The organism is Streptomyces sp. NPDC025833, assembly GCF_055558055.1.
Map to the genome: position 1 here is coordinate 51,314 of NZ_JBVHNF010000007.1, position 25,829 is coordinate 77,142.

The following is a 25,829-nucleotide window of genomic DNA, read 5'->3' on the forward strand; positions in this document are numbered from 1 at the left end:
CCCCTTCGCGAATCGCGGGGCAGGGCGTGATCGGTGCGGTCGAGGCGACCCCGCCGGTCACGCACACGAGGCGGACACGAGCACGGTCAGTGAGGTGTCGGACCGGCAGGTCGCTCCGACTTCCTGCCGTGCCGGTGGCCCGCAAGCGGGCCACGGCCAGGAAGTCGAAGCCCTGTGGCAGGCGACGGAGCGGCGTTCGGTGATGAGGTCGTCGTCCATGCCCATAGCGTCGGCCTTCGTGAACGGCCTCGAAATGACCTGCTGTTGCACTTCCGTTGCACTTCCCGCCCCGCATCGGCACCGACAGTGTTTCCATACGTGACGGAGGGAGGTCGTCCGTGAACAGCGTGCAGCAATGGACCGGCCGGGAGGCGAGGGCGCTGCGCACCGCGCTGCGGATGAGCGCGCGCGGCTTCGCCGAGCACCTCGGTGTCGCGCTGCGCACGGTCGCCAAGTGGGAGAGCCTCGGGACCGCAACCCGGCCCCGCCCGGATACCCAGGCCATTCTCGACACGGCACTGGCCCGCGCGGACTCCGCTGCTCAGGCCAGGTTCGAGGCGCTGATGTCGCCCGACAGGAAGAGCGTGCGGCCGGCGGAGTACGAAACCTGGAGCGAGGACATCGAGCGGGCCGTGGTGTGTGTCAGCCGCCAGAACTTCCCCTTCGCCACCTCACTGTTGCACCGCTGGCTGACTCGACACGATCCGCATGACCTGGACGACAAGGGCCTTTATCTCTACGGCCGTTCCCTGGTGCTTCTCGGCGACCTCCAACGTGACCAGGGCGTGATCCTCGGTCCGCTCTCCGCGCGGCATTCCTACCTGACCGCGCGTGGCCTGTTCACCGAGCTCGCCATCCCGCGCCGAGTCGCCCAGGTCGAGCTCTCTCTGGCCGTTGTCCAGGAGATGTCCGGCGAGCTGGAAGCGTCCGCGCGTCAGTACGACGTCCTCGCCAGGGATGAGCGCTTGAGCCTCCGGGACCGAGCCAGGGCCCGCCTCTGGGTGGGTACGGCTCTGAGCAAGGAGGGCGACAACGAGTACGCCGCCAACGTGATGACGGCTGCCACTCGTGCGTTCGAGGACCTGGGCGAGCCGGAGGACTGGTCGGTCGCGCACCAGAAGCTGGCCCTGGCCCATCGCGGCGCGGGCGACCTCAAGCAGGCCCTGCACCACATCGACATCGCGCGCACCACCGGCACGGTCGACTCCCCGATGCAGCGGGTGAGGCTGGACACTGCCTACGGGCACATCCTTCTGTCGGACACGGCGACCCGGAATGATGGGTTGTCCGTCCTCGGCCAGGCGGCACAGGTGGCCCGGCAGCATGGGCTGAGTCACCAGATGCGCAGCATCGAGGGCATCCGAAGAGGCCGGCAGGGATGAGCCAGGGAGTGCCAGTGCCGCAGGACGAGCAGCGCCAGATCACCGACGAGCAGTTCCACGACGCGACGATGATCTGGAACTACCACCAGATGGGCCACGATCGGCGGCCCTGCTCGGCTGCGATCGGCCTCGGCAGCCACGACCTGGGCGTGGCTGCCGCAGCCACCGACCTCTACCGTGCCGGCCTCTTCCCGGTCGTGGTCTTCAGCGGCGGCAACAGCCCCACCACCCGCGCCCGCTTCCCGCGCGGCGAGGCCGTCCACTACCGCGAGCATGCCCTGAGCCTGGGCGTGCCGGACGAAGCGATCCTGGTGGAGTCGAAGGCCGCCAACACTGGCCAGAACATCACCTTCTCCCGCGAGCTGCTGGCCGTGGCCGGCGTCGCGGTGGAGTCGCTACTGCTGATCTCCAAGCCGTACATGGAGCGGCGCTCGTACGCGACCTGCCGCAAGCTGTGGCCCGAGGCAGAGGTCGTCTGTGCCTCCGAGCCGCTGGATCTGGACGACTACATCAAGTCCATCGGCGACGAGAAGCTCGTCGTCGACATGCTCGTCGGCGACCTGCAACGGGTGATCGAATACCCGAAGCTCGGCTTCGCCGTCGAGCAGCACGTACCGGGGGATGTGTATGACGCTTACGAGCGCCTCATGGGCGCCGGCTTCGACAGCCGCCTCATCAGCACCTGAGCCACCTCGTGCCGGCTCGCCGGGCAGAGTGTGCGCGATCCACCAGCCGAACCTGTTCCCTCGGCTGTCCACGCTGGCGAAGCTCTTCGCCGCCGACCGGTGGATCGTCCTGGCCGACGTGCAGTTCGCCCGGCGCGATTTCCAGCACCGTGCCCGGATGGCCGCCTTGGACGATCCCGGGCGGCAGCAGTGGCTCACGCTCCCGACGCACCTTCCGCATGGGCGCCCCACACTGATCAGCCAGGCGCGGCTCGTCGATCCCCGCCGCTTGCGCAAGACGGTCGAACTACTCGTGCGCCAGTACTAAGGCCGCAGCCGCCACTGGTGTGCCGTGCGGGACGTCCTGGACGCGGTCCTGGAGACACTCGGCACCGTGGAATGCGTGGCAGGCGTCGCGAAGACATCAACGGTGGCTCTGCTCGCGGCCCTTGGCTGGTCGGGGGAAGTGCTGGACAGCAGCGAGATCCCGACCCGCCAAAGCCGGTCCGAGCGCCTTGCCGACCTCGCCGCGGCCGTCGGCAGCACCCACTATCTGTGCGGCTCCGGTGGCTTGCGCTACCTCGACGTGGGTCCCTTCGATGCCCACGGCATCCCCGTGCTGCCTTTCCACACCGCCGTGGATACGCATGACCCACTCTGGCAGTGGAGCCGGCGGATCAGCAGCCTCTGGGCCCTGAGCAAGATCGGACCCGCGGCGTTGGCCGACCGGCTGACTCCCGACGAGGAGCGCGCTCCTTCGACGTCCGGGCGTGAGTGATCCGCTACCGCACGAGGCGTGGAACGGTGTGGAAGTTCACCTCGATCCGCGAGGTGATCGGCGACGCCTTCGCGGGGGAGCGGACACCGGGAACCCGGGACTCGTCGGAGTCCCGGCTCAGGGCCACACCAGGCAGTAAGGCTGGTGGCCCGCCTCGTGCAGGCGGTGGCTGAAGTCCTGCCATTCGTGGAGGAGCTGGTAGACGTTGAACGCGTCCCGCGGGCCGCCGCGGTCCGGGACCGTCGACCAGATGAACGCCGCGGCGCCCACCGCCTCCTCGCCGATGCCGCGCAGCGGGTCGACCACCGTCATGGGGAGTCTGACGACCGCGTAGTCGGGGTGCAGGACGACCAGTTCGAGGGGCGGCACCTTGTGCAGGGGGACGCCCTCGATGCCGGTCAGCACCATCGCGGCCATCGTCTCCGGCTTGATCTTGGTGAACATGCCGTTCATGCCCAGCTCGTCGCCGCCGAGTTCCTCGGGACGCATCGAGATGGGGACGCGCGCCGCGGTCGCGCCGTCCGGTGCGCCGAAGTACTTGTACGTCACCCCCACCCGACCACCGTTCCCACTCCTCGCGCGGAGGCGGTCGGCGCGCAGCCCCGGTGCCTCGCGTGCGTCAGCCTGATGCGTGTCCTTCTGGCGTGCTTCGGTCGTTTCCTCCGCGTCGCGTCGGTGCCTTCCCCGCCGGGCACGTCGAGGACCCAGGTCGCCAGTCCCCTCGCCCAGTCCGCCACCGCGATGCATATCTCCACCCGACTGCTTTTCTGGGAGGCGTGGCCCCCGCCGCGCAACCCGATCATCGTGTCAGTGACCTCCCCCACGCCCGCCCGCCGAAACGTGCGGTGGAACAACAGTCCACGAGGGATCTTCCGGTCCGGTCACCCGGACCTGTCGATCACGCGCGTACGGGGTCTGTGTGTCAGCTCTCAGTCTCGCAGATCCCCGCCGCGTACCGGGGCATTTGATCTTGAGGTCGTCCGCGGTCCGGGCCGGCCGCGGCCTACCCTGAGGAGGTCACCCCGCAACCGGAGTCCGAGAAGCCGGAGAAGCCGCACGTCATGAGTGCCATGAGCGAAACGCCCTATCCCTACGACGCGCCCGCCTCACAGGCGCTGTTCGACCGCGCCTCCGTCGTCACGCCGGGCGGGGTGAACTCGCCGGTGCGCGCCTTCCGCGCCGTCGGCGGTACGCCCCGGTTCATGGTGTCGGGCAAGGGGGCCTACCTCACCGACGCCGACGGGCGCGAGTACGTCGACCTGGTCTGCTCCTGGGGCCCGATGATCCTCGGGCACTCCCACCCCGAGGTCATCGCCGCCGTCCAGGACGCCGTCTCCCGCGGCACGTCCTTCGGCACGCCCGGTGCGGGCGAGGTGGAGCTCGCCGAGGAGATCGTCGCCCGGGTCGAGCCGGTGGAGCAGGTCCGCCTGGTCAGCAGCGGCACCGAGGCGACCATGTCCGCCATCCGGCTCGCCCGCGGGTTCACCCGGCGGTCGAAGGTGATCAAGTTCGCCGGGTGCTACCACGGGCACGTCGACTCGCTGCTCGCCGCGGCCGGGTCCGGCGTCGCCACGTTCGCCCTGCCGGACACCCCGGGGGTCACCGGGGCCCAGGCGGGCGACACGATCGTGCTGCCGTACAACGACCTGGAGGCCGTGCAGGAGGCCTTCCACCGGCACCCCGGTGAGATCGCGTGCGTGATCACCGAGGCGTCGCCCGGCAACATGGGCGTCGTGCCGCCGGACCCCGGGTTCAACCAGGGGCTGAAGGACGCGTGCGGCAAGAACGGCGCGCTCTTCATCTCGGACGAGGTCATGACCGGCTTCCGCACCAGCCGCGCCGGCTGGTACGGCGTCGAGGGCGTCAGGCCCGACCTCATGACCTTCGGCAAGGTCATGGGCGGCGGCTTCCCCGCCGCCGCCTTCGGCGGGCGCGCCGACGTCATGGCCCACCTCGCCCCCGCCGGGCCGGTGTACCAGGCCGGCACCCTCTCCGGGAACCCGGTCGCCACCGCCGCCGGCCTCGCCCAGCTCCGGCTGCTCGACGACGCCGCGTACGCCAGGGTCGACGCGGTCTCCGAGCAGATCCGGACGCTGGTGAGCGAGGCGCTGTCCAAGGAGGGCGTCGCGCACCGGGTGCAGACCGCCTCCAACATGTTCTCCGTGTTCTTCACGGACCGGCGGGTGCGCACGTACGAGGACGCCAAGCGGCAGGAGTCGTACCGCTTCACCGCGTTCTTCCACTCGCTGCTGGCGAACGGCGTCTACCTGCCGCCGTCGTCCTTCGAGTCCTGGTTCGTTTCCACGGCCCACGACGAGCGGGCCATCCAGAAGATCGCCGACGCCCTTCCGGCGGCGGCCCGGGCGGCTGCGGAGGCCACTGCGCGATGAGCGGCACCAAGGACATCACCGTCGTCCACCTCATGCGGCACGGCGAGGTGGAGAACCCGGACGGCATCCTGTACGGCAGGCTGCCCGGCTACCACCTGTCCGAGCTGGGCCGGCAGATGGCCGAGCGGGTCGCCGAGCACCTCGCCCCGCGGGACGTGACGTACGTCTGCGCCTCCCCGCTGGAGCGGGCGCAGGAGACGGCCACGCCGATCGCCAAGGCGCACGGGCTCGACCTCGCCACGGACGAGCGGCTGATCGAGGCCGGCAACGTCTTCCAGGGCAAGACCTTCGGCGTCGGGGACGGCGCGCTGCGCAAGCCGGACAACTGGAAGCACCTGGTCAACCCGTTCCGGCCGTCCTGGGGCGAGCCGTACGTGGACCAGGTCGTGCGGATGATGGGCGCGCTGAACGCGGCGAAGGACCAGGCGCGCGGGCACGAGGCGGTGCTGGTCAGCCACCAGCTCCCGGTCTGGATCGTGCGGTCGTACGTCGAGCGGCGCCGGCTGTGGCACGACCCGCGCAAGCGGCAGTGCACCCTCGCCTCCCTGACGACGTTCACCTACCGGGGTGACAAGATCGTCTCCGTGGGCTACAGCGAGCCCGCCATCGATCTGGTCCCGGCCCACCTGCGGGCCGGCGCCAGGCCGCAGAAGGGCGGGGGCACGGCCCAGGGCAAGGCCTTCGGGGCCTGACCGGCCTGACCGGCCTGACCGGCCTGACCGGCCGTCACCGGCGACGCTGACCGGCCGTCACGGACAGTCCGTTTAAGGTGGCTTGGCGTACCTTCGCGGCGTTCGTTACGAAAAGCACACAAGTTGACGGAACCTCCCCGATCATCACTCCCTCTGACTGGGTGACCAGCAGGCAGCGAAGATCGGGGATTTCCATGCGCACCTACTCCCGGACCCTCTCCCGGAGGGGGGCACTCGGCCTCGGCGCGGGCGCGGCGGCGGCCGCCTCGCTCGTGGGGTGCGGGACCCACACGTCCTCGGACGGCGAGGGCCACGGGTACGGTTCCGGCCGGGACGGTGCGGGCCGGGGGACCGGGAGCGGTGCGCGCCCGGCGCGGCCCATCGGTGACGGCTCCACCTCCTTCACCGGCGGGCAGCCGCACCAGCCGGCCAGGCCGGAGCCGCTGGAGCCGGGGCAGACCCCGCCGCAGTTCGTCGTCTTCTCCTGGGACGGCGCCGGCGAGGTCGGCAACGGCCTCTTCCCGCGCTTCCTGGACCTGGCCAAGGAGCACGGCGGGAGCATGACCTTCTTCCTCTCGGGGCTGTACCTGCTGCCCGAGTCGAAGAAGCGGCTGTACGAGCCCCCGAACAACCCCCGCGGCGCCTCCGACATCGGCTACCTCACCGACGAGCACATCAAGGCCACGCTGGAGAACGTGCGCCGGGCCTGGCTGGAGGGCCACGAGATCGGCACCCACTTCAACGGGCACTTCTGCGCCGGCTCCGGCACGGTCGGCAACTGGACCCCGCGGCAGTGGGGGGACGAGATCCGGCAGGCCAAGGCGTTCGTGAAGGAGTGGCGGACCAACAGCGGCTGGAGCGACCTGCCGTCCCTGCCGTTCGACTACGACAAGGAGCTGGTCGGCGGCCGTACGCCGTGCCTGCTCGGCCAGGACAACCTGCTGCCCACGGCGCGCGAGCTGGGATGGCGCTACGACGCCTCCTCGCCGGGCGGCCGTCAGGTGTGGCCGGACAAGCGCAAGGGGATATGGGACCTGCCCCTTCAGCAGATACCTTTCCCCGGACATTCGTTCGAGGTCCTGTCCATGGACTACAACATGCTCGCCAACCAGTCGGTCAACTCGACCAACGCGCCCGCGTACAACTACCCGGGCTGGCGCAAGCAGTCCGCGCAGGCGTACATCCAGGGGTTCCGGCGGGCCTACGAGACGAACCGGGCGCCCTTCTTCGTCGGCAACCACTTCGAGCAGTGGAACGGCGGCATCTACATGGACTCCGTCGAAGAGGCCTTCAAGCACATCGCGCGCGAGAAGGAGAAGGGCGCCGACGTGCGGCTGGTCTCGTTCCGCCAGTTCGCGGACTGGCTGGACGTCCAGAAGCCCGAGGTGCTCGCCAAGCTGCGCACGCTGGGCGTCGGCCAGCGGCCCGCCGGGGGCTGGAAGGAGTTCCTGCGGGACACGGCACCGGCCTCCCCGGACGCGGCCTGAGCGCCCCGGCGCCGGGCGGCACGGGGACCGATGCCGGGGGCAGTTGCCCGAAATGTCCCGTGTAAATACGCCCTGAAATGCGGTTTTCCACCCGGCAGGGGGGCGGGCGAGAGCCCCGGAACAGGCATGCGAAACTTTTCACATGAGTACCCGTAGCCGCGCCGTCCTGCTCGCCGCCGCGACCGCCGCCGCGGCCCTGACGCTGTCCGCCTGCGGAAAGGGCGGCATCTCCGGTGGCGGTGGCGACACCCACTTCGTCACCGGGAGCAACGGCATCGACACCGTCCCGGCCGGCGAGCGGGCCGACGCCCCGGACCTGTCCGGCAAGACCATCGACGGCCGGGCCCTCGACGTCGCCGACTACCGGGGCAAGGTCGTCGTCATCAACGTCTGGGGCTCGTGGTGCGGGCCGTGCCGGAGCGAGGCCCAGTACTTCGCCAAGGTCTCCCGGCAGTACCGCGACAAGGGCGTGCAGTTCGTCGGCATCAATACCCGGGACTCCAGCACCACCCCCGCCGTCGCCTTCGAGAAGGAACACGGCGTCGAGTACCCGAGCCTGTACGACCCCACGGGCAAGCTGATGCTCCGCTTCAAGAAGGGCACGCTCAATCCGCAGCTCGTCCCCTCCACGCTCGTCATCGACCGGAAGGGCCGGGTCGCGGCCCGGGCCCTGGAAGCGCTGGACGACACGGGCCTGACGGACATGATCAAGCCGGTCCTCGCGGAGAAGTGACGTGAGCGCACTGCTGACGCTGGCCGCGGAGACGGGCCGCAACCAGACGGTCCTGCACGGCGCCCTGCTGGTCGCCCTGCCGATCGCCCTGCTCGCCGGGCTCGTCTCCTTCTTCTCGCCCTGCGTGCTGCCCCTGGTCCCCGGCTACCTCTCCTACGTCACCGGCGTCGCGGGCACCGACCTGGCCGAGGCGCGCCGGGGGCGGATGGTCGCCGGCGCCTCCCTGTTCGTGCTGGGCTTCAGCGCCGTGTTCGTCTCCAGCGGCGCGCTCTTCGGCTATTTCGGCGCCAGCCTGATCGACTACCAGGACACCCTGATGCGGGTGCTCGGCGCGCTCATGATCCTCATGGGCGTGTTCTTCATGGGGCTGCTGCCCTGGTTCACCATGCGCGAGTTCCGCTTCCACAAGCGGCCGACGGGCGGCCTGCTCGGGGCGCCCCTGCTCGGCGCCCTCTTCGGCGTCGGCTGGACGCCCTGCATGGGCCCGACGCTCTCCTCGGTGAACATCCTCTCCATCAACGAGTCGAGCGCCGCGCGGGGCTCCCTGCTGATGGTGGTCTACTGTCTCGGCCTCGGCGTGCCGTTCGTGCTCACCGCGATCGGCTTCCGCAAGGCGCTCGGCGCCTTCGCCTGGGTCAAGCGCCACTATGTGTGGGTGACGCGCATCGGCGGCACGATGATGATCGTGACCGGTGTGCTGCTGCTGTCCGGGGCCTGGAGCGCCCTGATCCAGCAGATGCAGATCTGGTCCGACGGCTTCAATGTGGGGATCTGACCGATGAGCAAGACCGACACCGGCGACAACCGGGAGCGGGAGGACCTGGGAGCCGCCGGTTCCCGCCTCTCCACCGCCCCGCAGGAGGAACCGGCGGGCCTGCCGGGCCTCGGTGTCATCGGCTGGGCACGCTGGTTCTGGCGGCAGCTCACCTCCATGCGCGTCGCGCTGCTGCTGCTCCTGCTGCTCTCGCTCGGCGCCATCCCCGGCTCGCTGATCCCGCAGACCGGCGCCGACGCGGGCAAGGTCGAGGACTTCCGCGCCGCCCACGGGACGCTGGGTCCCCTCTACGACAAGCTCGGCCTGTTCCACGTGTACAGCTCGGTGTGGTTCTCCGCGATCTACATCCTGCTGTTCGTCTCCCTCATCGGCTGCATCGTGCCCCGCACCTGGCAGTTCGTCGGCCAGCTCCGCGGCCGTCCGCCGGGCGCGCCCAAGCGGCTGAACCGGCTGCCCGCGTACACCACCTGGCGCACCGGGGCCGACCCGGAGAAGGTCCGCGAGGCCGCGCTCGCCCTGCTGAGGAAGCGCCGCTTCCGCGCCCGCGTCGCCGGTGACGCCGTCGCCGCCGAGAAGGGCTACCTGCGCGAGCTGGGCAACCTGCTCTTCCACATCGCCCTGATCGTGCTGCTGGTCGCCTTCGCCTCCGGCCAGCTCTACAAGGCGGACGGCACCAAGCTGATGGTGGAGGGCGACGGCTTCGCGAACGCGCTGCCGATGTACGACGACTTCAAGTCCGGCAGCCTGTTCCGGCCCGACGACCTGGTCCCGTTCAGCTTCGACCTGAAGGACTTCGAGGGCACGTACGAGGTGAGCGGCCCGAACAAGGGCACCCCGCGCACCTTCGAGGCGAGGATCAGGTACAGCGAGGGCGCGTACGGTAAGGAGAAGGCGGCCACCGTCAAGGTCAACGAGCCGCTGAGGATCGACGACTCCAAGGTCTACCTGGTCAGCCACGGCTACGCGCCCGTCATCACCGTCCGGGACGGGCGGGGCAAGGTCGTCTACCACGACGCCGTGCCGCTGCTGCCGCTCGACGGCAACGTCAGCTCGCAGGGTGTCGTCAAGGTCATGGACGGCTACCGCGACGCCCGGGGCGAGAAGGAGCAGCTCGGCTTCCAGGCGTTCTTCGTGCCGACGTTCGACGCCCGCAGCGGCACGATGCTCTCGCAGTTCCCGGCGCTGCTGAACCCGCTGCTCGCGGTGAACGCCTACCACGGCGACCTCGGCGTGGACGCGGGCGCCCCGCAGAGCGTGTACCAGCTCGACAAGACCCACATGAAGGAGTTCAAGGACGCCAAGGGCCAGCTCCTGAAGAAGCTGCTGAAGCCGGGCGACACGCTCACGATGCCGAACGGCGCCGGGTCCATCACCTTCGAGAAGGACATCAAGGAGTGGGCCGGCTTCGAGGTCGTCCAGGAGCCGGGCAGCGGCTGGGCGCTCGGCGGCGCCGTCGCCGCGATCCTCGGTCTCGCCGGGTCCCTGTTCATCCAGCGCCGCCGCGTGTGGGTGCGCGCGGTGCGCGGTGCCGACGGCGTCACGGTGGTCGAGATGGCCGGGCTGGGCCGCAGCGAATCCGCGAAGGTGCCCGAGGAACTGGGCGACCTCGCCGGCCGCCTCTACGACCAGGCGCCGGGGGCTCCCGACCCCGGCGACCCCGCCGAAACCCCCGACCCTCAAGCCGTACCTGCCGAAGGGGCTGAGAAGTGACTCTCGCCGCCGCCACCAACGAACATCTCGCGAGTCTCAGCAACACGCTGATCTACTCGTCGATGGCCGTCTACACCCTTGCCTTCTTCGCCTACATCGCCGAGTGGCTGTTCGGCAGCCGCAGCAAGGTGGGCCGCACGGCCGCCGCGCTGACCGCCGAGACCGCGCGGACGCCGGGTGCCCCCGCCGTCACGGTGAAGCGGGCCGGCGGCACCGCCGTGCTGGAGCGGCCGGAGGTCGTCGTCCGCTCGGCGTCCGGCTCCCGGGACGTGCCCGACGGCCCCGGCGCGCACGGCGGCGACCAGCAGGGCGACCTGTACGGCCGCGTCGCCGTCTCCCTCACCGTGCTCGCGTTCCTCGTGGAGCTGGCCGGTGTCGTCGCCCGCGCGGCCTCCGTGGAGCGGGCGCCGTGGGGCAACATGTACGAGTTCAACATCACCTTCTCCACGGTCGCCGTCGGCGTGTACCTCGGTCTGCTGGCCCTGCGGAAGAACGTGCGCTGGCTCGGCCTGTTCCTCACCACCACGGTCCTGCTCGACCTCGGCCTCGCGGTCACCGTCCTGTACACGGCCAGCGACCAGCTCGTGCCGGCCCTGCACTCGTACTGGCTGTACATCCACGTCTCCACCGCCATCTTCTGCGGCGCGGTGTTCTACGTCGGCGCGGTCGCCACGATCCTGTACCTGTTCAAGGACTCGTACGAGAACAAGCTCCAGACCGGCGGCGAGCCCGGCCGGTTCGCGTCCTCGGTGCTGGAGCGGCTGCCCGCCTCCGCCTCCCTGGACAAGTTCGCCTACCGGGTCAACGCGGCCGTCTTCCCGCTGTGGACGTTCACGATCATCGCGGGCGCGATCTGGGCCGGCGACGCCTGGGGCCGGTACTGGAACTGGGACCCCAAGGAGACCTGGTCCTTCATCACCTGGGTCGCCTACGCCTGCTACCTGCACGCCCGGGCCACGGCCGGCTGGAAGGGCCGCAAGGCCGCCTACCTGGCCCTCATCGCCTTCGGCTGCTGGCTGTTCAACTACTACGGCGTCAACATCTTCGTCACCGGCAAGCACTCCTACGCGGGCGTGTAGCCGCCGGGTCGGTGACACTGGTGTCATGAGCGGTTCCATCGAACAGGGCACCAGCCAGACGCACGGGAACACGCACATACTCCACTTCCTGGTGCGTGTTCCGCGGTCCATGGAGGACGTCTGGTCGGCGGTGGCCACGCCCGGGGGACTCGGGCTGTGGTGCACCGCCGCCGACGTTCTGGAGCCCCGGCTCGACGGCGCGGTCACCCTGCGCGACCTGGGCAGCGGTCAGGTCACGGCGTGGGACGTGGACCGGATGGCCGAGTACACCCTCGGTGCGGCCGGGCGGATCCGGTTCCACCTGGAGCGGGACGGCGACCGGGGGTGCGCGCTGCGCTTCACCCACGAGTTCCAGGGCGCGGAGGAGGGCGAGGACGAGTCGGAGCGGAGCTGGCGCGCCCGCTTCGAACGCCTGATCGAGATCCTCGACGGCCCGCGGAACCACCCCGCACCGGGCCCGGCGGCCCCCGCGGAGCCGTCCGACCCCCTCCCCGGCCAGTTCACCTAGGGCGCCCGCGCCGACCGGGACCCGTTAGGACGGCGGCAGGCACTCCCGTCCTGGCGGCTTCCCCTCCGGCCAGGCGATCCGCACGAAGCGCGAGCCGCCCGTGGGGGTCAGCTCCACGATCGGCACCGCCTTGTCGTAGGGGTTGCCGTGCACGTCCAGGCAGATCCAGCCGCTCGCCCCGTCCACCCGCAGGGAGCCCTTCACCTGCGGCCACTGCAGGCCCACGTCCGCGAGCGCCGGGACGGTCCCGCCGGACGGCACCGCCTCCCGGATGCCGTGCACCGCGAGCCGCAGCGCGTCGTAGCCGATGATGAGCTGCCCGTCGTCCAGCGCGACCGAGCCGACCGGGCCCACCGGCTCGCGGTCCGCGGCCGCCAGCAGGCGCCGCAGCGCCGCGAAGTCGGCCGCCGAGCCGCCCGTCCGCGCCGACGCCTTCGCCCAGGCGTCCGGGTGGGCGAGGGAGGTGTAGCGCACGGAGAGGTTGTGCCGCAGCGCACCGCGGTCCAGGTCCTTCTCGTGGGTCAGGTACGACGCCTCGTCACCGGTCAGCAGCGTGAACCTGCGGTCCTGGCAGCCCCGCCCGCCCAGCGCGTTGATGAACTGGCGCAGCTGGGTGTGCCGGCCGGCGAACAGGATCGTGTCCGTCTCCCGGGAGGTGTCGCACACCAGGTGCGTGATCTGCCGGAAGGTGTTCGCCGTCGTGCCCTCCTCGCTGCGGTCGGCGGGCGGCGTGAACGGCTGCGGCTCGTACGGCGACCCCTTGATCAGCGCCGCGAACGACTGCTGGAGGGTCCGCGTGTACGGGTCGCCGGGCTTGTCGTACACGAGCAGCGCCTTGCCCGCGGTCACCTTGGCGAAGGAGGCCAGCGCGCGGGCCTCGTCGGTGTTGGTCGGCGCCACCCGGGCCAGCCCCGGGAACGGGTCCTTGGCCTGCTGCCCGTTGGCGAGGTCGTCGGCGGTGATGGAGGAGCCCACCACCGGGACGCCGGCCCGGGTCAGCTCCCGGACGGCCTGCTTGTTGGCGTTGGTGCTCTGCCCGATGCCGGCGACCGCCCGCAGCCGGTCCGCGCCCGTCGTCATCGCGATGAGCTGCTCCACCGTCCGCTGCCAGTACGTCCCGGTCGCCCCCGGGCTGGCGAGCAGCAGCCGGATCTGCGGGTGCTCCCCGTTGGCGTCGTGGTTGGCGGCGTACTGGGCGAGGTAGGCGCCCTGGAGCTGGTGGCGGATGTCGTTCTGCGTGGTCTGCGAGGTCGAGGTGTACGGCAGCATCAGCGCCACCGACACGTAACTCCCCGGCTTCAGCCGGTCGTTCTCCCGGCCGATCGCCCGCACCACGTCCCGCAGCTCGTGCGTCCCGAAGTCGTACGGCCCGGTCGCCACGCCCACGCACTCCTCGCTGCCCTCGGGCCGGGCCACCCCCGGCCCGCAGGAGCGGTCCTCGTGCAGCAGCGACCGGACCGCGACCACCAGGCCGGCCACCAGGACCGCCGCCACCAGCAGGGCGGTGTAGCGGCGCAGCGGGATCTCCCAGACGCCCTCGCGCAGCCACGTGCCCACACCTCTGCGTGCCATCACGCCTCCCCGCTCGGGTCGTCCGGGTTCTCCGGGTCGTCCGCCGCGTCGCCCGGGCCGTCCATCGGGCGCCCGGCCAGTGCCGCCGCCGGCCAGTCCCGGGAGACCCGCCACAGCAGCGCGTTGCCCGCCGGCCGCAGGTTGGAGAGCTGCTCCAGCTCGAACCGGAGCCGGTCGCACACCTGCGGGTCGGGCAGTACCAGCGGGTCCGCGAGCAGCCACACCGCGTGCAGCAGCCGCCGTATCCGCAGGTGCAGTACGCCGTCCACGCCCTCCGGCGGGCCGGGTCCGGCGTCGGTGCGGCCGAGCGCGACCTCGGCCCGCCGGTCACCGCGGCCGGTGAAGTCGCGGCCCTCGGCGTCGTGCGCGTGGAAGTAGGGCGCGGACGCGACGAAGCGCAGGGTGCGCAGCCAGTCGGCGGGGTCCGCGGTGGGGAAGGTGTCCCGGAGGTGGTCGACCGCCGCCTCCGGCCGCCCGAGCGCCAGCTCGTGGTGGAGCCGGTAGCGGGCGTGCCCGGCGCCGGGGTGGTGGGCGATCAGCGTCTCGTGCGCGGTGCGCCAGGACGCGTGGTCGGCGTCCCGCAGGTGCAGCCGGAGCAGCAGCAGGGTGCGCACGAACGGGTCGCCGACGAACCGGCCCGGCACGGTGGGCAGCCCCTCCTCGGCGAGCAGCGTCTGCAGCGCCCGGACGCTCGCCGGGCCGAAGGTGTCCGGCAGCAGCGCGGCGGCCAGCGCGCAGGCCGAGCCGTGGTCGTGCGCGGCGGCCAGCACGGTCAGCTCGTCCAGCAGGCCGGCCGGCACCAGCCGGTCCAGCAGCGCCTCGTAGGCGGGCACGGCGGGCCGGTCCTCGGCGCAGCGCACCCCGGCCGTGAGCAGCTCGCCCAGTGAGGACGCCGCGGGCAGGGCCTGCGCGGCCGACTCGGCGAGCAGCCGGACGCCCAGCGGGTTCCCGCCGGTCAGCCGGTGCGTGGCGAGGGGGAGCTGCGCGGGGACGGCCGTGTCCCCGCAGGCCGCGCCGACGATGTGCAGGGTGTCGTCCGGGCTCAGCGGTCCCAGCGCCAGCAGCAGCGCCCGCGAGGAAGGGGCCGCGTCCGGCGCCCAGTCGCAGCGCCGGGCCACCTCGGGCAGCTCCCGGCGCACCGCGCCCGGCAGCTCCTCACGGCCCTCCCCGCACCGGGCCGCGACGAACACCACCCGGTCCCCGACGCCCTCGGCGCGGTCCCGCAGCACGGCCGCCACCAGCCCCGGCCCGGGCGCCGACTGCGCGTTGTCCAGCAGCACCAGCGGCCGGCCCAGCCGCTGCATCCGCGGCAGCACCCCGGTGTACGCCTCCGTCAGGTCGGCCAGCAGCGCCCGCACCAGGTAGCGCTCGGCGTGCTCGCGGGAGCCGCCGCCGTCCCGGAAGTGCTGGGACAGCAGGATCAGTCCGCGCTGGGCGTTGCCGCCCGCGTTCGGATAGGTGCGGTACCACACCGACGCCTTCTGGTGGCGGCGGTTGGTGAACCCCTCGGCGACGGACTCCAGGGTCGCCTCGATGGCCCCCGACACCAGCGGCCCGGTGCCGGTGGCCGCGGCGACCACCTTGGCCGCCACCTTCCCGGCCCACCGCCCGGCGAGCCCGCCGAGCCGCGCGCCGCTCTCGTTCAGCAGCAGGAGCCGCTCGACCTCCCGGCGGATGCGCTCCGAGTCGGCGTCGCCCCAGCCGCCGGCGGCCACCGCGACCAGGCCCGTCATCAGCCGCGGGAAGGTGATCCGCCCGGCACCCGTCACCGGCTCGGCGAGCTGTTCGGCGATCACCAGCAGCGCCTGTCCGAGCGGCGACCAGGAGGCGGCGGGCCGGTCCGCGGGCGGCGCCCGGAACTGGTCCTCCGCGCAGTGGCCAGCGCGACCGGCGTGTGTCCCCGGTAGGCGTCGCGCAGCTCGCCGAGGACCGCGCTCTTGCCGAGCCCCCGCGCCCCGGTGAGCACCACGAACGGTGGTTCGTCCGGGTGTTCGCAGGGGTGCGCGCGGTGCTGGTGCGGGCGCAGGCCCACGAGCCGCGGCGCGAGTCCCGCCGGATCGACGTCTAAGAGTGCTCCCCGCCCGTGCAACCGTCTGTGCACCGCATCTCCCCCTCAACAGGAGTGTAGGAAGGGGGAGTTGCCGCACACCAGAGCCAACGGTGACCGTTGTGTCACGAAACCGCGGGGAGGCTCCCGTGGGCCACCGAGGCGATCCGGTCGCGCAGCCGCTCGACGTACAGCCGCATGCTCTTCGCCGCGGCGTCCGTGTCCGGGTACCGGCTCGCCAGCCACAGCCCGTCGGGCAGCCGGTTCACCCACACGCACACCTGGTCGCCGTACGACACCCGGAGCAGTCCGTACGCCTTCAGCTCCGCCCACCGCTCGGCGCCGGGCGTGGCACGGGCGTCGACGTAGGACACGATCGAGTACAGGTCCGGCGAGGTCGGCCGGAAGTCCCCGCCGAGCAGGCTCAGCACGCGGGGCAGCGGCATCCGGGCCAGCGACCGGTTCGCCTGGAGTTCGGCGCGCACCGCCCGCAGCACCTCCGGGAAGGCGGGGGCGCGGTGCACGGGCACCTCGATCGGGGCGCCGCCCACGTACCAGCCGACCGAGTCGGTCCAGCGGGACTTCACCCGGGTGTGGAAGGGCACCACCGTCCGGTACACCGGCCGGCCGCCGAGTTCGTGCACGATGAGCGCGGTCGCGGCCAGCATCCCGACCAGGGTGCCGCCGTAGGGCCGGCAGTACGCCTCGAACGCCGCCGCCTCCCGGGCGTCCGCCAGCGGCTCGCACAGCATCCGCTGCGCGGGCAGCGGTCCGCCCGGGGTCAGGCCCAGGTCGACCGGGAACCCCGGCAGCGTGCCGTCGCAGCGGCGGATGAACTCCCGCCAGCGGTCGACGACCGCGTGCCGTCCGTCGATGCCGTCCGCCTGGGCCCGCTCCAGCCGGCAGAAGTCGACGTAACTGGCGGCCGGTGCGCAGGCGTCCGGCTCGGCGCCGGTCCGGGCCGCGGTGTACAGCTCGTGGACCTCGGCGGGGATGCGGTGCACGGAGTAGGCGTCGACGTTGCTGTGGTCGAAGGCCAGGTACACGCTCGCGCCGTCGTCCCGGACGACCGCCGTGTAGAGCAGGTTGGGCCAGCGCAGGGCGTCCGCGGCCGTGTCGAAGCGGTCCTGGAGGTGGCGCACGAGGCCGTCCGCGTCGGGGAAGTCGCCCCGCTCCCGCCGGCACAGGGAGACGTCGGACGCGTCGAGCGTGAACCGGCGCAGCTCGTCACCGGTCCAGCGGAAGCCGCTGCGCAGCGTCTCGTGCCGTACGGTCCAGGCGCGCAGGGCCCGTTCCAGCGCGTCCAGGTCGACCGGGCCGGGCAGGTCGAAGGCGGCGCCGAGCCAGGTCGGCACGAACAGCCCGTCCTCCCGGACGCACCGGGCGGTCCTGATGTGCGACTCCTGGATGTAGGCGGGCGGCCGGGAGTCGTCCGGGAGTGCCGCCGCCGCCGCGACGGTCGCCGGGCTCAGCGTCCACTCGACGAGCCGTCCCGGCCGGACCTCGCAGCGCTGGATGTCAGTGATTCGCACGCGTCTCCCATCGCAGAAGGGGCCCCTCGTTGCGGGCCCCCTGCAAGGCAATGCCGTGGGACGCGGCCGGGACATGCCCGTCCGGTCCATTTCAACGGAACGGATGGCGGGCCGAACGCGGAAGTGATTAACCGTCGGTGACCGGGCGGACGGGGGCGGCGGGACGGCTCACGCCCCGATGTCCTCGTGCCACAGGTCCGGCCGGCTGTCGATGAACGCCCGCATCAGCTCCACGCACCCGGCGTCCGCCAGCAGCACGATCTCCACACCGAGCCCGGCGAGCCAGTCGTGCCCGCCGTGGAAGGTGGTGGCCTCGCCGACGACCACGCGCGAGATGCCGAACTGGCGGACCAGGCCGCTGCAGTACCAGCAGGGCGAGAGCGTCGTCACCATCGTCGTGCCGCGGTAGGAGCGCCGCCGGCCCGCCGCGCGGAAGGCGGCCGTCTCCGCGTGCGCGGAGGGGTCGCCGTCCTGCACGCGGCGGTTGCGGCCGCGCCCCAGCAGCGTCCCGTCGGGGCCGTAGAGGGCCGCGCCGATCGGGACGCCGCCCTCGGCGAGCCCGGCGCGTGCCTCGGCGACGGCGGTGGCGAGCCAGGTACGGGCCTGTCGCTGGTCCATGCCGGTACCGTTCCCCGGCCGGACGCCGGGGCAACGCGCCGGGCGGAATCCGCCGCCCCGGACGAGACCCCCTAGGTGAGCAGGCCGACGACCGCCTGCACCGCCTGGGCCACCGGCTGCCCGATCGCGCCGACGGTGGCGGCGATCCCGGCGACCGCCATCAGCGCGCGGTGCCGCTCCTGCGCGGGGACGGCCGCCTCGGTGCTCAGCGCGGGCCGGGACTCCTCCAGCAGCCGGGCGCTGGGCGCCGGGACCTGCTCGCGCAGCTCGTCGATCAGGCGCTGGAGCCGGTCGAGGGCCGCGAGCAGGGCAGGGTCCTGGGCCGCGCCGGTGCCCGTCCAGGTCTTGACGATGCCCTGGTTGCCCTGGCCGCCGTACATGTTCACGTTGTCGCCGTAGTGGTAGCTGTTGCCGGTCATCGCGCGACCCCCGTGTTCCCGCTGCCGCCGTACATGTTGACGTTGTCGCCGAAGTAGTAGTTGTCCGCCGAGACGGTGAGGCGCTCCACCGTCACCCGGAACTCGCTCTCGGGGTGGTCGATGGCGTACGAGATCCGGCCGACCAGCTCGTCCAGGTACCGGGCGTCGCGGCTGGTCACCAGCGCGGTGGAGGCGCCGGACGTCTCGACGGCGAGGACGTGGTGCGGTGTCGCGGTCACCACGGACAGCATGTCGACCAGGAAGTAGACGGTGGCGGCGAGCGCGAGGAACCACACCCAGGCCACGTAGCCGGCCGCGCCGGAGTCGGCGCCCCCGAAGGCCAGGGACGGCAGGCTCGGCAGCATGGCGATGAACCCGACGACCAGCGCCCCGGTGGTGTACCGCAGGAACCGCAGCACCGCCTCCTTGCGCCGCGGCCGCATGGTGAAGGTGTAGACGCGGGCGATATTGCGCAGCGGGTAGACGGCCGAGCCGATCCACAGGATCCGCTCGCTGACCCGCACCTCGACGAAGGCCGGCGGCGCGGTCCGGGCCGGCGGCGGCACGTCCGGCACGGGCGCCCCGGCGTACGTCCGCGCCGGCGGCTCGCCGGGCGCGGCGGGCGGCGGGGCCGACGGCGCGGTGGGCGGGGTGCGGGGCGGTTGCTCGGGTGGTCGGCCGGTCTCCATGTCTCCCCCAGAGGTCGGATGGTCCCGCTCGGAGCGGGGGACCATTAATGCCGTCCGGCGCGCGCGGTGGCAAGTCGTTATGCGCGGGCGGACGGGGGTGGGCGCGAGGACAAAGCGGTACGTCGGCGATACTGGGCCCCATGGCTTACGACGATCTTCGCTCCCTGCTCCGGGCCCTGGAGCGCGAGGGCGACCTCCAGCGCGTCAAGGCCGAGGTCGACCCGTACCTGGAGGTCGGGGAGATCGTCGACCGGGTGCAGAAGTCCGGCGGTCCCGCCCTGCTCTTCGAGAACGTGCGCGGCTCGGACATGCCCCTCGCCATGAACGTGTACGGCACCGACCGCCGCCTGCTGAAGGCGCTGGGCCTGAAGTCGTACGGCGAGATCTCCGAGAAGATCGGCGGTCTGCTGCGGCCCGAGCTGCCGCACGGCTTCGTCGGCGTGCGCGAGGCGTTCGGGAAGCTGGGCGCGATGGCGCACGTGCCGCCGCGGAAGGTGAAGTCCGACAACGCGCCCGTGCAGGAGGTCGTGCTGCACGGCGACGAGGTCGACCTCGACCGGCTCCCGGCCCTCTTCACCTGGCCCGAGGACGGCGGCTCCTTCTTCAACCTGGGCCTGACCCACACCAAGGACCCCGAGAGCGGCGTCCGGAACCTGGGCCTGTACCGCCTCCAGCGCCACGACAAGCGCACGATCGGCATGCACTGGCAGATCCACAAGGACAGCCGCAACCACTACCAGGTCGCGGCGCGCAAGGGCGAGCGCCTCCCGGTCGCCATCGCGTTCGGCTGCCCGCCCGCCGTGACGTACGCCTCCACGGCCCCGCTCCCCGGCGACATCGACGAGTACCTGTTCGCCGGGTTCCTCGCGGGCAAGCGGATCGAGATGGTCGACTGCAAGACGGTCCCGCTCCAGGTGCCCGCGAACGCGGAGGTCGTCCTGGAGGGCTGGCTGGAGCCGGGCGAGATGCTCCCCGAGGGGCCCTTCGGCGACCACACCGGCTTCTACACCCCGCAGGAGCCCTTCCCGGCCCTGCGGATCGACTGCGTGACGATGCGCAGGCGCCCGCTGCTCCAGTCGATCGTGGTCGGCCGCCCGCCGACGGAGGACGGTCCGCTCGGCCGGGCCACGGAGCGCTTCTTCCTGCCCCTGCTGAAGATCATCGTCCCGGACATCGTGGACTACCACCTGCCCGAGGCGGGCGGCTTCCACAACTGTGCGATCGTCTCGATCGACAAGAAGTACCCGAAGCACGCGCAGAAGGTGATGCACGCGGTGTGGGGGGCGCACATGATGTCCCTCACCAAGCTGATCGTGGTGGTGGACTCCGACTGCGACGTCCACGACCTGCACGAGGTCGCCTGGCGGGCCCTCGGCAACACCGACTACGCCCGCGACCTCACCGTCGTCGAGGGCCCCGTCGACCACCTGGACCACGCCTCCTACCAGCAGTTCTGGGGAGGCAAGGCGGGGATCGACGCCACGCGGAAGTGGCCGGAGGAGGGGTACACGCGCGACGGCGGGTGGCCGGAGATGGTCCTGTCGGACCCTGATACGGCGGCCCTGGTGGACCGCCGCTGGAAGGAGTACGGACTGTGAGCGGCGCCTCGGCGGCACTCCCGCGGCCCGGCCGCACCAAGGCGTTCCTGCGCCTGGTGATGATCGAGCACTCGGTCTTCGCGCTCCCGTTCGCCTACATCGCCACCCTCACGGCGATGTACGAGCGGGACGGCAACGTCCACTGGGGCAGGCTGCTCCTGGTCACCGTCTGCATGGTCGGCCTGCGCACGTTCGCCATGGCGGTCAACCGGATCATCGACCGCGAGATCGACGCCCGCAATCCGCGCACCGCCCAGCGCGAGCTGGTGACCGGCGCGATGTCGGTGCGGCACGCCTGGACGGGCGCCCTGATCGCCCTGGTGGTCTTCCTCGGCGCCGCGGCCCTGCTCAACCCGCTGTGCCTGGCCCTCGCCCCGGTCGCGGTGGTCCCGATGGTGGTCTACCCCTACGGGAAGCGGTTCACCGACTTCCCGCAGGCCATCCTGGGTCTCGCCCAGGCCATGGGCCCGATCGGCGGCTGGCTGGCGATCAGCGGCGAGTGGTCCTGGACGGCGGTGATCCTCGGTCTGGCCGTCGGCATCTGGATCGGCGGCTTCGACCTGATCTACGCCTGCCAGGACGTCGAGACCGACCGGGAGATCGGCGTCCGGTCGGTTCCGGCCCGCTTCGGCATCCCGGCCGCCATCCGGGGCGCGCGCGTCTGCCACGCCGTCACCACGGCCCTGTTCGTCTGGTACGGCCTGGCCACCCACGCCGGCGCCTTCTTCTGGCTGGGCCTGGTGGTCGTGGCGGCTGCCTTCGGGTACGAGCACACCATCGTCCGCCCGCACGACCTGTCCCGCCTCAACAGGGCGTTCTTCTCGGTCAACGGCTTCATCGGCATTGCCCTGTTCGTGTGCGCGCTGCTCGATCTCCTCGTGCGCGGCCTGACCGTCTGAGGGCCGGGACCCCACCCGGCCTGAGCACGTCCGGGCCCGCCGGTACGCTCAAGGTGTGAACGCAGGAGAAACGCAGCGCGTGCCTTGGATCGTGGGGGTGTCCGGAGCTTCCGGTACCCCGTACGCGGCTGCCGTGCTGCGGGCGCTGCTGGCGGCGGGGGAGGCGGTGGACCTGGTGGTCAGCCGGGCCTCCCGGCTCACGCTGCTGGACGAGACGGGGATCTCGTTCCGGGACGCGCACTGGCAGGACGACCTGCGTGCGTGGCTGGCCCGCGGCGCCGACGGCAAGCCGGGTACCTTCGACGTGGACGTGAGCGGGGTGCGGTACTGGAACGCGGGCGATCTCGCGGCCGGGCCGTCCTCGGGGTCGTACCCGGCGAAGGGCATGCTCATCGTGCCCGCCTCCACCGCGTGTGTGGCCGGTGTGGCGCTCGGTCTGTCCAAGGACCTGCTCCAGCGCGCGGCGAGCGTCACGCTGAAGGAGCGCCGGACGCTGGCCGTGGCCGTACGGGAGACCCCCTTGAACGGCCAGACCCTGCGGCACCTCGTCGCGCTGGACGACGCCGGGGCCACGGTGGTGCCGGCCTCCCCGGCCTTCTACGCGGGCGCCACCCACATCCAGGACCTGGTGGACTTCGTCGCCGGGCGGGTGCTGGACGTCGCGGGCGTGGAGCACGGCCTGTACCGGCGCTGGCGGGGCGAGCTGGGCGGCGGCGCGGCGGGCGAGTAGCACTACCTCTCATCACTTCAGGAACTTTCACCGGAAGGCTTCTCACGCATGGACGCGGTGGACAGGCAGCTCATCCAGGCCCTGAGAGAGAACGGCCGGGCCTCGTACGCGGAGCTGGGGCGTCTGGTCGGCCTGTCGGGCCCCAGCGTCACCGACCGCATCAACCGGCTGGAGGCGGCCGGGGTCATCACCGGCTACCGCGCCACGGTGGACTCGGCCTCCCTCGGTCTCGGGGTCACGGCGCTGATCGGCATCTCGCTGTCCGACGCGGCCGACCACGAGGACGTCGCCCAGCGGCTGCGGGACCTGCCGGAGATCGAGGACTGCTGGTTCATCGCCGGCGACGACTCGTTCATGCTCAAGGTGCGCTCGTCGGACGTCGACGGCCTGGAGCGGACCATCCGGCGGCTGAGCGGGACCCGGGGCGTCTCGCGGACCCGTACCACGATCGTGCTGTCCACGAAGTGGGAGAACCGGGTCGGGGAGCTGCCCGAAGAGGTCTAGGGATACCGTTGGTCGGGCTGTCGGAGAAAGGTGTTGGCATGGACGTCGGGCTCAAGCGCGAGCTGGAGGAGAAGGTCCGCTCCGGTGAGCGGCTGACTCGCGAGGACGGCATCGCGCTGTACGAGTCGGACGACCTGGCCTGGCTGGGCGGCCTCGCCCACGAGGTGCGCACCCGCAAGAACGGTGACGTCGTCCACTTCAACGTGAACCGCCACCTCAACATGACGAACGTGTGCACGGCCTCCTGCGCCTACTGCTCGTTCCAGCGCAAGCCGGGCGAGAAGGACGCGTACACGATGCGCATCGAGGAGGCCGTCAAGCTCGCCAAGGCGATGGAGTCGGAGAACCTCACCGAACTGCACATCGTCAACGGCCTGCACCCGAACCTGCCCTGGCGCTACTACCCGCGGTCGCTGCGCGAGCTGAAGGCCGCCCTGCCGGACGTCTCGCTGAAGGCGTTCACGGCGACGGAGATCCACCATTTCGAGACGATCTCCGGCCTGTCGGCGTCCGAGATCCTGGACGAGCTGATCGACGCGGGCCTGGAGTCGCTCACCGGCGGCGGCGCGGAGATCTTCGACTGGGAGGTCCGGCAGCACATCGTGGACCACCGCACCCACTGGGAGGACTGGTCCCGCATCCACCGGCTGGCGCACGAGAAGGGTCTGAAGACCCCGTGCACCATGCTGTACGGCCACATCGAGGAGCCGCGCCACCGCGTCGACCACGTGCTGCGGCTGCGGGAGCTGCAGGACGAGACGAACGGCTTCCAGGTCTTCATCCCGCTGCGCTACCAGCACGACTTCGTGGACATGAAGGACGGCAAGATCCGCAACCGCCTCCAGGCCCGCACGCAGATGGCGACCGGCGCACAGGCGCTGAAGACCTTCGCCGTCTCCCGGCTGCTCTTCGACAACGTCCCGCACGTGAAGGTCTTCTGGGTGATGCACGGCGTGCAGACCGCGCAGCTCGCCCTCCAGCACGGGGCGGACGACATGGACGGCTCGGTCGTCGAGTACAAGATCACCCACGACGCGGACAACTACGGCACGCCGAACAAGCTGACCCGTGAGGACCTGCTGGAGCTGATCCGCGACGCCGGTTTCCGCCCGGTGGAGCGCAACACGCGCTACGAGATCATCCGCGAGTACGAGGGCTCCGACCCGGCCCGCCGCGACTCGCCGCAGCCGATGCGGGTGTGACCCCGGCCCGGGGGGAGCGGCCCGCGACCGGTGATCGGTAATGGGTAGGCTCGCCCCGTGTCACTTGCCTTCACCCTGGATCCGGCCGTCACCCCCGCCCTCCGCGACGACCTCCTCGACCTGTGGGCGGACGTCTCGAACGCGGGCGGTTCCGTCGGCTTCGTCCCCCCGGTGACCCGCGAGGAGATACGGCCCGAACTGGTGCGGCACCTCGCGCAGATGGCCGAGGGCCGCACCCGGCTGCTCGTCGGCCGCGACGGCGCCGGGCGGCCGGCCGCCACCGCGTTCCTCACCCGCAACGCCCACCGGCTGATGACCCACTGGGTGTGGCTGTACACGGTGATGGTGCACCCCCGGCACCAGGGCCGGGGGTACGGCCGCGACCTGCTGGCCGCCGCGGCGGACGCGGCGCGCGGGCTGGACGGCGTCGAGGCGATCCGGCTGACCTGCCGGGGCGGGCACGGCCTGGAGCGCTTCTACGCCTCCTGCGGCTACAAGGAGGTCGGCCGGGTGCCCGACGCCATCCGGGTCGCGCCCGGCGACGACCGCGACGAGGTCGTCATGCTGCTGCCGCTCGGCTGACCCCCCTGCACGATCGTCCGCGGGGCGTGCTTCACTGGACGATGACCCCTTTTGGAATCGGACGAGTGGATTGAGATGCTCCGCTACACGCTGATGCGCCTCGGTATCTTCGCGGGCTGCCTCGTGATCGTCTGGGGAGCCGTCTACTCGGGCATCTTCCCGCGCGGCTTCGGCGACTCCAACCTGCTGTGGGTGCTGCTGCTCTCCCTGATCCTGTCGGCGCCGATCAGCTGGGTGGCGCTGCGCAAGGAGCGGGACCGCGCCTCCGTGCGGATCGTCGGCAGGGTCGACCGGATGAAGGCCAACCTGGACGCCAACCGCAGCCAGGAGGACCTGGCCGACGACGCGTCACGGGCACGGGGCGGGGCTGCCGCGCCCCACTAGTCTTGACCCCATGGGTGCCGTCAAGACCAAACGGATGCCGAGGGCGGTGCGGGAGCGGCAGATGCTCGACGCCGCCGTACGGATCTTCGGGCAGCGCGGGTACATGGCCGCGTCGATGGACGAGATCGCCGAACTCGCGGGCGTGTCCAAACCGTTGGTCTATCTGTACCTGAACTCGAAGGAAGACCTCTTCACCGCCTGCATACGCCGTGAGGCCGCCGCGCTCACGGAGGCAGTCCGCGCGGCCGTGGGGCCGGGGCTGCCCGCCGACCGCCAGCTCTGGGAGGGTCTGCGGGCGTTCTTCGCGCACACCTCCGAGCATCCCGACGGCTGGTCGGTGCTGCACCTCCAGGCCCGTACGCACGGTGCGCCCTTCGCGGCCGAGGTCGCCGCGATGCGCGCGGAGCTGGTCGCGTTCGTCACCCGGCTGATCGCGGTGGCGGCCCGGGAGGCGCACCGGGACCCCGACCTGCCCGAGCGCGAGGTGGCCGGGCTGGCGGAGGCGCTGGTCGGTGCCGCGGAGTCGCTCGCGGCCTGGGCCAACACCACGCCCGGTGTCACCGCCCGGCAGGCCGCGACCACGCTGATGGACTTCGCCTGGTCGGGGCTGGGCGGTCTGATGCGGGGCGACGTGTGGGTCCCGCCGGCCGAGGAGGCCCGCCGGGACGAGCCGGAGCCCGGTCAGCGCCGGTAGTGCTCCCGCAGGTCCGCCATCACCCGCTCGCACTGTTCGCGGGCCTGCTCCAGCGGCTCCTCGAACCGCTCCCAGCAGCGCCGCCGTCATGGCGGCGACCCCCCACCCCGTGCGACGCGTCTCATCACGCGGGGCAGCGTACGAGACCCCCAGGTGCTGT

General features: G+C 71.8%; 26 protein-coding genes and 1 pseudogene. 20 read left to right on the forward strand and 7 right to left on the reverse strand.

Going from position 1 to position 25,829, the window contains the following annotated elements; genetic code table 11:
• The first annotated feature begins 338 nt into the window (after window positions 1–338).
• The 3 genes and pseudogenes from ACZ4K2_RS13605 (at window position 339) to ACZ4K2_RS13615 (ending at window position 2,825) form a co-directional block, all read left to right on the forward strand.
• The gene (locus tag ACZ4K2_RS13605; RefSeq protein ID WP_467476701.1) at window positions 339–1,382 is read left to right on the forward strand and encodes a helix-turn-helix domain-containing protein; all 1,044 of its coding nucleotides are present in this window, start codon (window positions 339–341) and stop codon (window positions 1,380–1,382) included.
• Window positions 1,379–2,068 (forward strand): YdcF family protein, encoded by a 690-nt coding sequence (locus ACZ4K2_RS13610; RefSeq protein WP_467476703.1) that lies wholly within the window; start codon window positions 1,379–1,381, stop codon window positions 2,066–2,068. The genes ACZ4K2_RS13605 and ACZ4K2_RS13610 overlap by 4 nt, the downstream gene beginning before the upstream one ends.
• A gap of 28 nt (window positions 2,069–2,096) precedes the next feature.
• Window positions 2,097–2,825, forward strand: a pseudogene (locus tag ACZ4K2_RS13615) (WbqC family protein).
• A 117-nt stretch (window positions 2,826–2,942) separates the two neighbouring features.
• Here ACZ4K2_RS13615 and ACZ4K2_RS13620 read toward each other — a convergent pair.
• Window positions 2,943–3,380: a hypothetical protein gene (locus ACZ4K2_RS13620; protein ID WP_067057744.1), complete on the reverse strand. Its 438-nt coding sequence runs from the start codon at window positions 3,378–3,380 to the stop codon at window positions 2,943–2,945.
• A gap of 515 nt (window positions 3,381–3,895) precedes the next feature.
• Here ACZ4K2_RS13620 and hemL point away from each other — a divergent pair.
• The 8 genes from hemL (at window position 3,896) to ACZ4K2_RS13660 (ending at window position 12,199) form a co-directional block, all read left to right on the forward strand.
• Window positions 3,896–5,215 carry a glutamate-1-semialdehyde 2,1-aminomutase gene (gene hemL, locus ACZ4K2_RS13625; RefSeq protein WP_467476705.1) on the forward strand — a complete coding sequence of 440 codons (1,320 nt, stop codon included), beginning with the start codon at window positions 3,896–3,898 and terminating at the stop codon, window positions 5,213–5,215.
• Window positions 5,212–5,907, forward strand: a complete 696-nt coding sequence (locus tag ACZ4K2_RS13630) for a histidine phosphatase family protein (protein WP_467476707.1) — start codon at window positions 5,212–5,214, stop codon at window positions 5,905–5,907. Before hemL ends, ACZ4K2_RS13630 begins: the two co-directional genes overlap by 4 nt.
• A gap of 194 nt (window positions 5,908–6,101) precedes the next feature.
• Window positions 6,102–7,394: a polysaccharide deacetylase family protein gene (locus tag ACZ4K2_RS13635; RefSeq protein ID WP_467476709.1), complete on the forward strand. Its 1,293-nt coding sequence runs from the start codon at window positions 6,102–6,104 to the stop codon at window positions 7,392–7,394.
• 142 nt (window positions 7,395–7,536) lie between these two features.
• Window positions 7,537–8,127 (forward strand): TlpA family protein disulfide reductase, encoded by a 591-nt coding sequence (locus tag ACZ4K2_RS13640; RefSeq protein WP_467476711.1) that lies wholly within the window; start codon window positions 7,537–7,539, stop codon window positions 8,125–8,127.
• Between the two features lies 1 nt (window position 8,128).
• Window positions 8,129–8,902 carry a cytochrome c biogenesis CcdA family protein gene (locus ACZ4K2_RS13645; RefSeq protein WP_467476713.1) on the forward strand — a complete coding sequence of 258 codons (774 nt, stop codon included), beginning with the start codon at window positions 8,129–8,131 and terminating at the stop codon, window positions 8,900–8,902.
• A gap of 3 nt (window positions 8,903–8,905) precedes the next feature.
• Window positions 8,906–10,612: a cytochrome c biogenesis protein ResB gene (gene resB, locus ACZ4K2_RS13650; RefSeq protein WP_467476715.1), complete on the forward strand. Its 1,707-nt coding sequence runs from the start codon at window positions 8,906–8,908 to the stop codon at window positions 10,610–10,612.
• Complete coding sequence (gene ccsB / locus ACZ4K2_RS13655; RefSeq protein WP_467476717.1) at window positions 10,609–11,691, forward strand: c-type cytochrome biogenesis protein CcsB; 1,083 nt, start codon at window positions 10,609–10,611, stop codon at window positions 11,689–11,691. The genes resB and ccsB overlap by 4 nt, the downstream gene beginning before the upstream one ends.
• A gap of 25 nt (window positions 11,692–11,716) precedes the next feature.
• Window positions 11,717–12,199, forward strand: a complete 483-nt coding sequence (locus tag ACZ4K2_RS13660) for an SRPBCC family protein (RefSeq protein ID WP_467476719.1) — start codon at window positions 11,717–11,719, stop codon at window positions 12,197–12,199.
• A 24-nt stretch (window positions 12,200–12,223) separates the two neighbouring features.
• On the opposite strand, the gene ACZ4K2_RS13665 is transcribed toward ACZ4K2_RS13660, so the two are convergent.
• Window positions 12,224–13,771, reverse strand: a complete 1,548-nt coding sequence (locus tag ACZ4K2_RS13665; RefSeq protein WP_467476720.1) for an ABC transporter substrate-binding protein — start codon at window positions 13,769–13,771, stop codon at window positions 12,224–12,226.
• Window positions 13,771–15,567: a hypothetical protein gene (locus ACZ4K2_RS13670; RefSeq protein WP_467476722.1), complete on the reverse strand. Its 1,797-nt coding sequence runs from the start codon at window positions 15,565–15,567 to the stop codon at window positions 13,771–13,773. The genes ACZ4K2_RS13665 and ACZ4K2_RS13670 overlap by 1 nt, the downstream gene beginning before the upstream one ends.
• A gap of 98 nt (window positions 15,568–15,665) precedes the next feature.
• Here ACZ4K2_RS13670 and ACZ4K2_RS13675 point away from each other — a divergent pair, with 98 nt between their 5' ends.
• Window positions 15,666–15,839, forward strand: coding sequence for a hypothetical protein (locus tag ACZ4K2_RS13675; RefSeq protein ID WP_467476724.1), 174 nt, complete (start codon window positions 15,666–15,668; stop codon window positions 15,837–15,839).
• Between the two features lie 104 nt (window positions 15,840–15,943).
• Here ACZ4K2_RS13675 and ACZ4K2_RS13680 read toward each other — a convergent pair whose 3' ends face one another.
• The 4 genes from ACZ4K2_RS13680 to ACZ4K2_RS13695 form a co-directional block, all read right to left on the reverse strand.
• A complete protein-coding gene (locus ACZ4K2_RS13680) occupies window positions 15,944–17,350 on the reverse strand; it encodes a condensation domain-containing protein (protein WP_467476726.1) in 1,407 nt (468 codons plus the stop codon).
• 168 nt (window positions 17,351–17,518) lie between these two features.
• Window positions 17,519–17,968, reverse strand: coding sequence for a nucleoside deaminase (locus ACZ4K2_RS13685; RefSeq protein WP_467476730.1), 450 nt, complete (start codon window positions 17,966–17,968; stop codon window positions 17,519–17,521).
• Window positions 17,969–18,039: 71 nt separating this feature from the next.
• Complete coding sequence (locus ACZ4K2_RS13690) at window positions 18,040–18,387, reverse strand: hypothetical protein (RefSeq protein ID WP_467476733.1); 348 nt, start codon at window positions 18,385–18,387, stop codon at window positions 18,040–18,042.
• Entirely contained in the window at window positions 18,384–19,076 is a 693-nt protein-coding gene (locus tag ACZ4K2_RS13695; RefSeq protein ID WP_467476735.1) for a DUF6232 family protein, read from the reverse strand. The genes ACZ4K2_RS13690 and ACZ4K2_RS13695 overlap by 4 nt, the downstream gene beginning before the upstream one ends.
• 140 nt (window positions 19,077–19,216) lie before the next feature.
• Here ACZ4K2_RS13695 and ACZ4K2_RS13700 point away from each other — a divergent pair, with 140 nt between their 5' ends.
• From ACZ4K2_RS13700 to ACZ4K2_RS13735, 8 genes are all read left to right on the forward strand, one after another.
• Window positions 19,217–20,674 carry a menaquinone biosynthesis decarboxylase gene (locus ACZ4K2_RS13700; RefSeq protein WP_467476736.1) on the forward strand — a complete coding sequence of 486 codons (1,458 nt, stop codon included), beginning with the start codon at window positions 19,217–19,219 and terminating at the stop codon, window positions 20,672–20,674.
• Window positions 20,671–21,573 (forward strand): menaquinone biosynthesis prenyltransferase MqnP, encoded by a 903-nt coding sequence (mqnP, locus tag ACZ4K2_RS13705; protein ID WP_467476738.1) that lies wholly within the window; start codon window positions 20,671–20,673, stop codon window positions 21,571–21,573. Before ACZ4K2_RS13700 ends, mqnP begins: the two co-directional genes overlap by 4 nt.
• 79 nt (window positions 21,574–21,652) lie before the next feature.
• Complete coding sequence (locus ACZ4K2_RS13710) at window positions 21,653–22,303, forward strand: UbiX family flavin prenyltransferase (RefSeq protein ID WP_467477017.1); 651 nt, start codon at window positions 21,653–21,655, stop codon at window positions 22,301–22,303.
• 48 nt (window positions 22,304–22,351) lie between these two features.
• Entirely contained in the window at window positions 22,352–22,807 is a 456-nt protein-coding gene (locus ACZ4K2_RS13715) for an Lrp/AsnC family transcriptional regulator (RefSeq protein WP_467476740.1), read from the forward strand.
• 38 nt (window positions 22,808–22,845) lie between these two features.
• Window positions 22,846–24,009 (forward strand): aminofutalosine synthase MqnE, encoded by a 1,164-nt coding sequence (gene mqnE, locus ACZ4K2_RS13720; RefSeq protein WP_467476742.1) that lies wholly within the window; start codon window positions 22,846–22,848, stop codon window positions 24,007–24,009.
• A 57-nt stretch (window positions 24,010–24,066) separates the two neighbouring features.
• Entirely contained in the window at window positions 24,067–24,591 is a 525-nt protein-coding gene (locus tag ACZ4K2_RS13725; protein WP_467476744.1) for a GNAT family N-acetyltransferase, read from the forward strand.
• A 75-nt stretch (window positions 24,592–24,666) separates the two neighbouring features.
• Complete coding sequence (locus tag ACZ4K2_RS13730) at window positions 24,667–24,975, forward strand: DUF4229 domain-containing protein (RefSeq protein ID WP_467476746.1); 309 nt, start codon at window positions 24,667–24,669, stop codon at window positions 24,973–24,975.
• A gap of 10 nt (window positions 24,976–24,985) precedes the next feature.
• Window positions 24,986–25,669 (forward strand): TetR/AcrR family transcriptional regulator, encoded by a 684-nt coding sequence (locus ACZ4K2_RS13735; RefSeq protein WP_467476747.1) that lies wholly within the window; start codon window positions 24,986–24,988, stop codon window positions 25,667–25,669.
• Window positions 25,670–25,829: the final 160 nt, after the last annotated feature.

What these genes read in the sequence shown, in the direction of transcription:
- ACZ4K2_RS13610 (WP_467476703.1), top strand. Translation starts at nt 1,379, where the DNA reads ATGAGCCAGGGAGTGCCAGTGCCGCAGGACGAGCAGCGCCAGATCACC.
- hemL (WP_467476705.1), top strand. Translation starts at nt 3,896, where the DNA reads ATGAGCGAAACGCCCTATCCCTACGACGCGCCCGCCTCACAGGCGCTG.
- ACZ4K2_RS13630 (WP_467476707.1), top strand. Translation starts at nt 5,212, where the DNA reads ATGAGCGGCACCAAGGACATCACCGTCGTCCACCTCATGCGGCACGGC.
- ACZ4K2_RS13635 (WP_467476709.1), top strand. Translation starts at nt 6,102, where the DNA reads ATGCGCACCTACTCCCGGACCCTCTCCCGGAGGGGGGCACTCGGCCTC.
- ACZ4K2_RS13640 (WP_467476711.1), top strand. Translation starts at nt 7,537, where the DNA reads ATGAGTACCCGTAGCCGCGCCGTCCTGCTCGCCGCCGCGACCGCCGCC.
- resB (WP_467476715.1), top strand. Translation starts at nt 8,906, where the DNA reads ATGAGCAAGACCGACACCGGCGACAACCGGGAGCGGGAGGACCTGGGA.
- ACZ4K2_RS13660 (WP_467476719.1), top strand. Translation starts at nt 11,717, where the DNA reads ATGAGCGGTTCCATCGAACAGGGCACCAGCCAGACGCACGGGAACACG.
- ACZ4K2_RS13665 (WP_467476720.1), bottom strand. Translation starts at nt 13,771, where the DNA reads ATGGCACGCAGAGGTGTGGGCACGTGGCTGCGCGAGGGCGTCTGGGAG.
- ACZ4K2_RS13685 (WP_467476730.1), bottom strand. Translation starts at nt 17,968, where the DNA reads ATGGACCAGCGACAGGCCCGTACCTGGCTCGCCACCGCCGTCGCCGAG.
- ACZ4K2_RS13690 (WP_467476733.1), bottom strand. Translation starts at nt 18,387, where the DNA reads ATGACCGGCAACAGCTACCACTACGGCGACAACGTGAACATGTACGGC.
- ACZ4K2_RS13695 (WP_467476735.1), bottom strand. Translation starts at nt 19,076, where the DNA reads ATGGAGACCGGCCGACCACCCGAGCAACCGCCCCGCACCCCGCCCACC.
- ACZ4K2_RS13700 (WP_467476736.1), top strand. Translation starts at nt 19,217, where the DNA reads ATGGCTTACGACGATCTTCGCTCCCTGCTCCGGGCCCTGGAGCGCGAG.
- ACZ4K2_RS13715 (WP_467476740.1), top strand. Translation starts at nt 22,352, where the DNA reads ATGGACGCGGTGGACAGGCAGCTCATCCAGGCCCTGAGAGAGAACGGC.
- mqnE (WP_467476742.1), top strand. Translation starts at nt 22,846, where the DNA reads ATGGACGTCGGGCTCAAGCGCGAGCTGGAGGAGAAGGTCCGCTCCGGT.
- ACZ4K2_RS13730 (WP_467476746.1), top strand. Translation starts at nt 24,667, where the DNA reads ATGCTCCGCTACACGCTGATGCGCCTCGGTATCTTCGCGGGCTGCCTC.
- ACZ4K2_RS13735 (WP_467476747.1), top strand. Translation starts at nt 24,986, where the DNA reads ATGGGTGCCGTCAAGACCAAACGGATGCCGAGGGCGGTGCGGGAGCGG.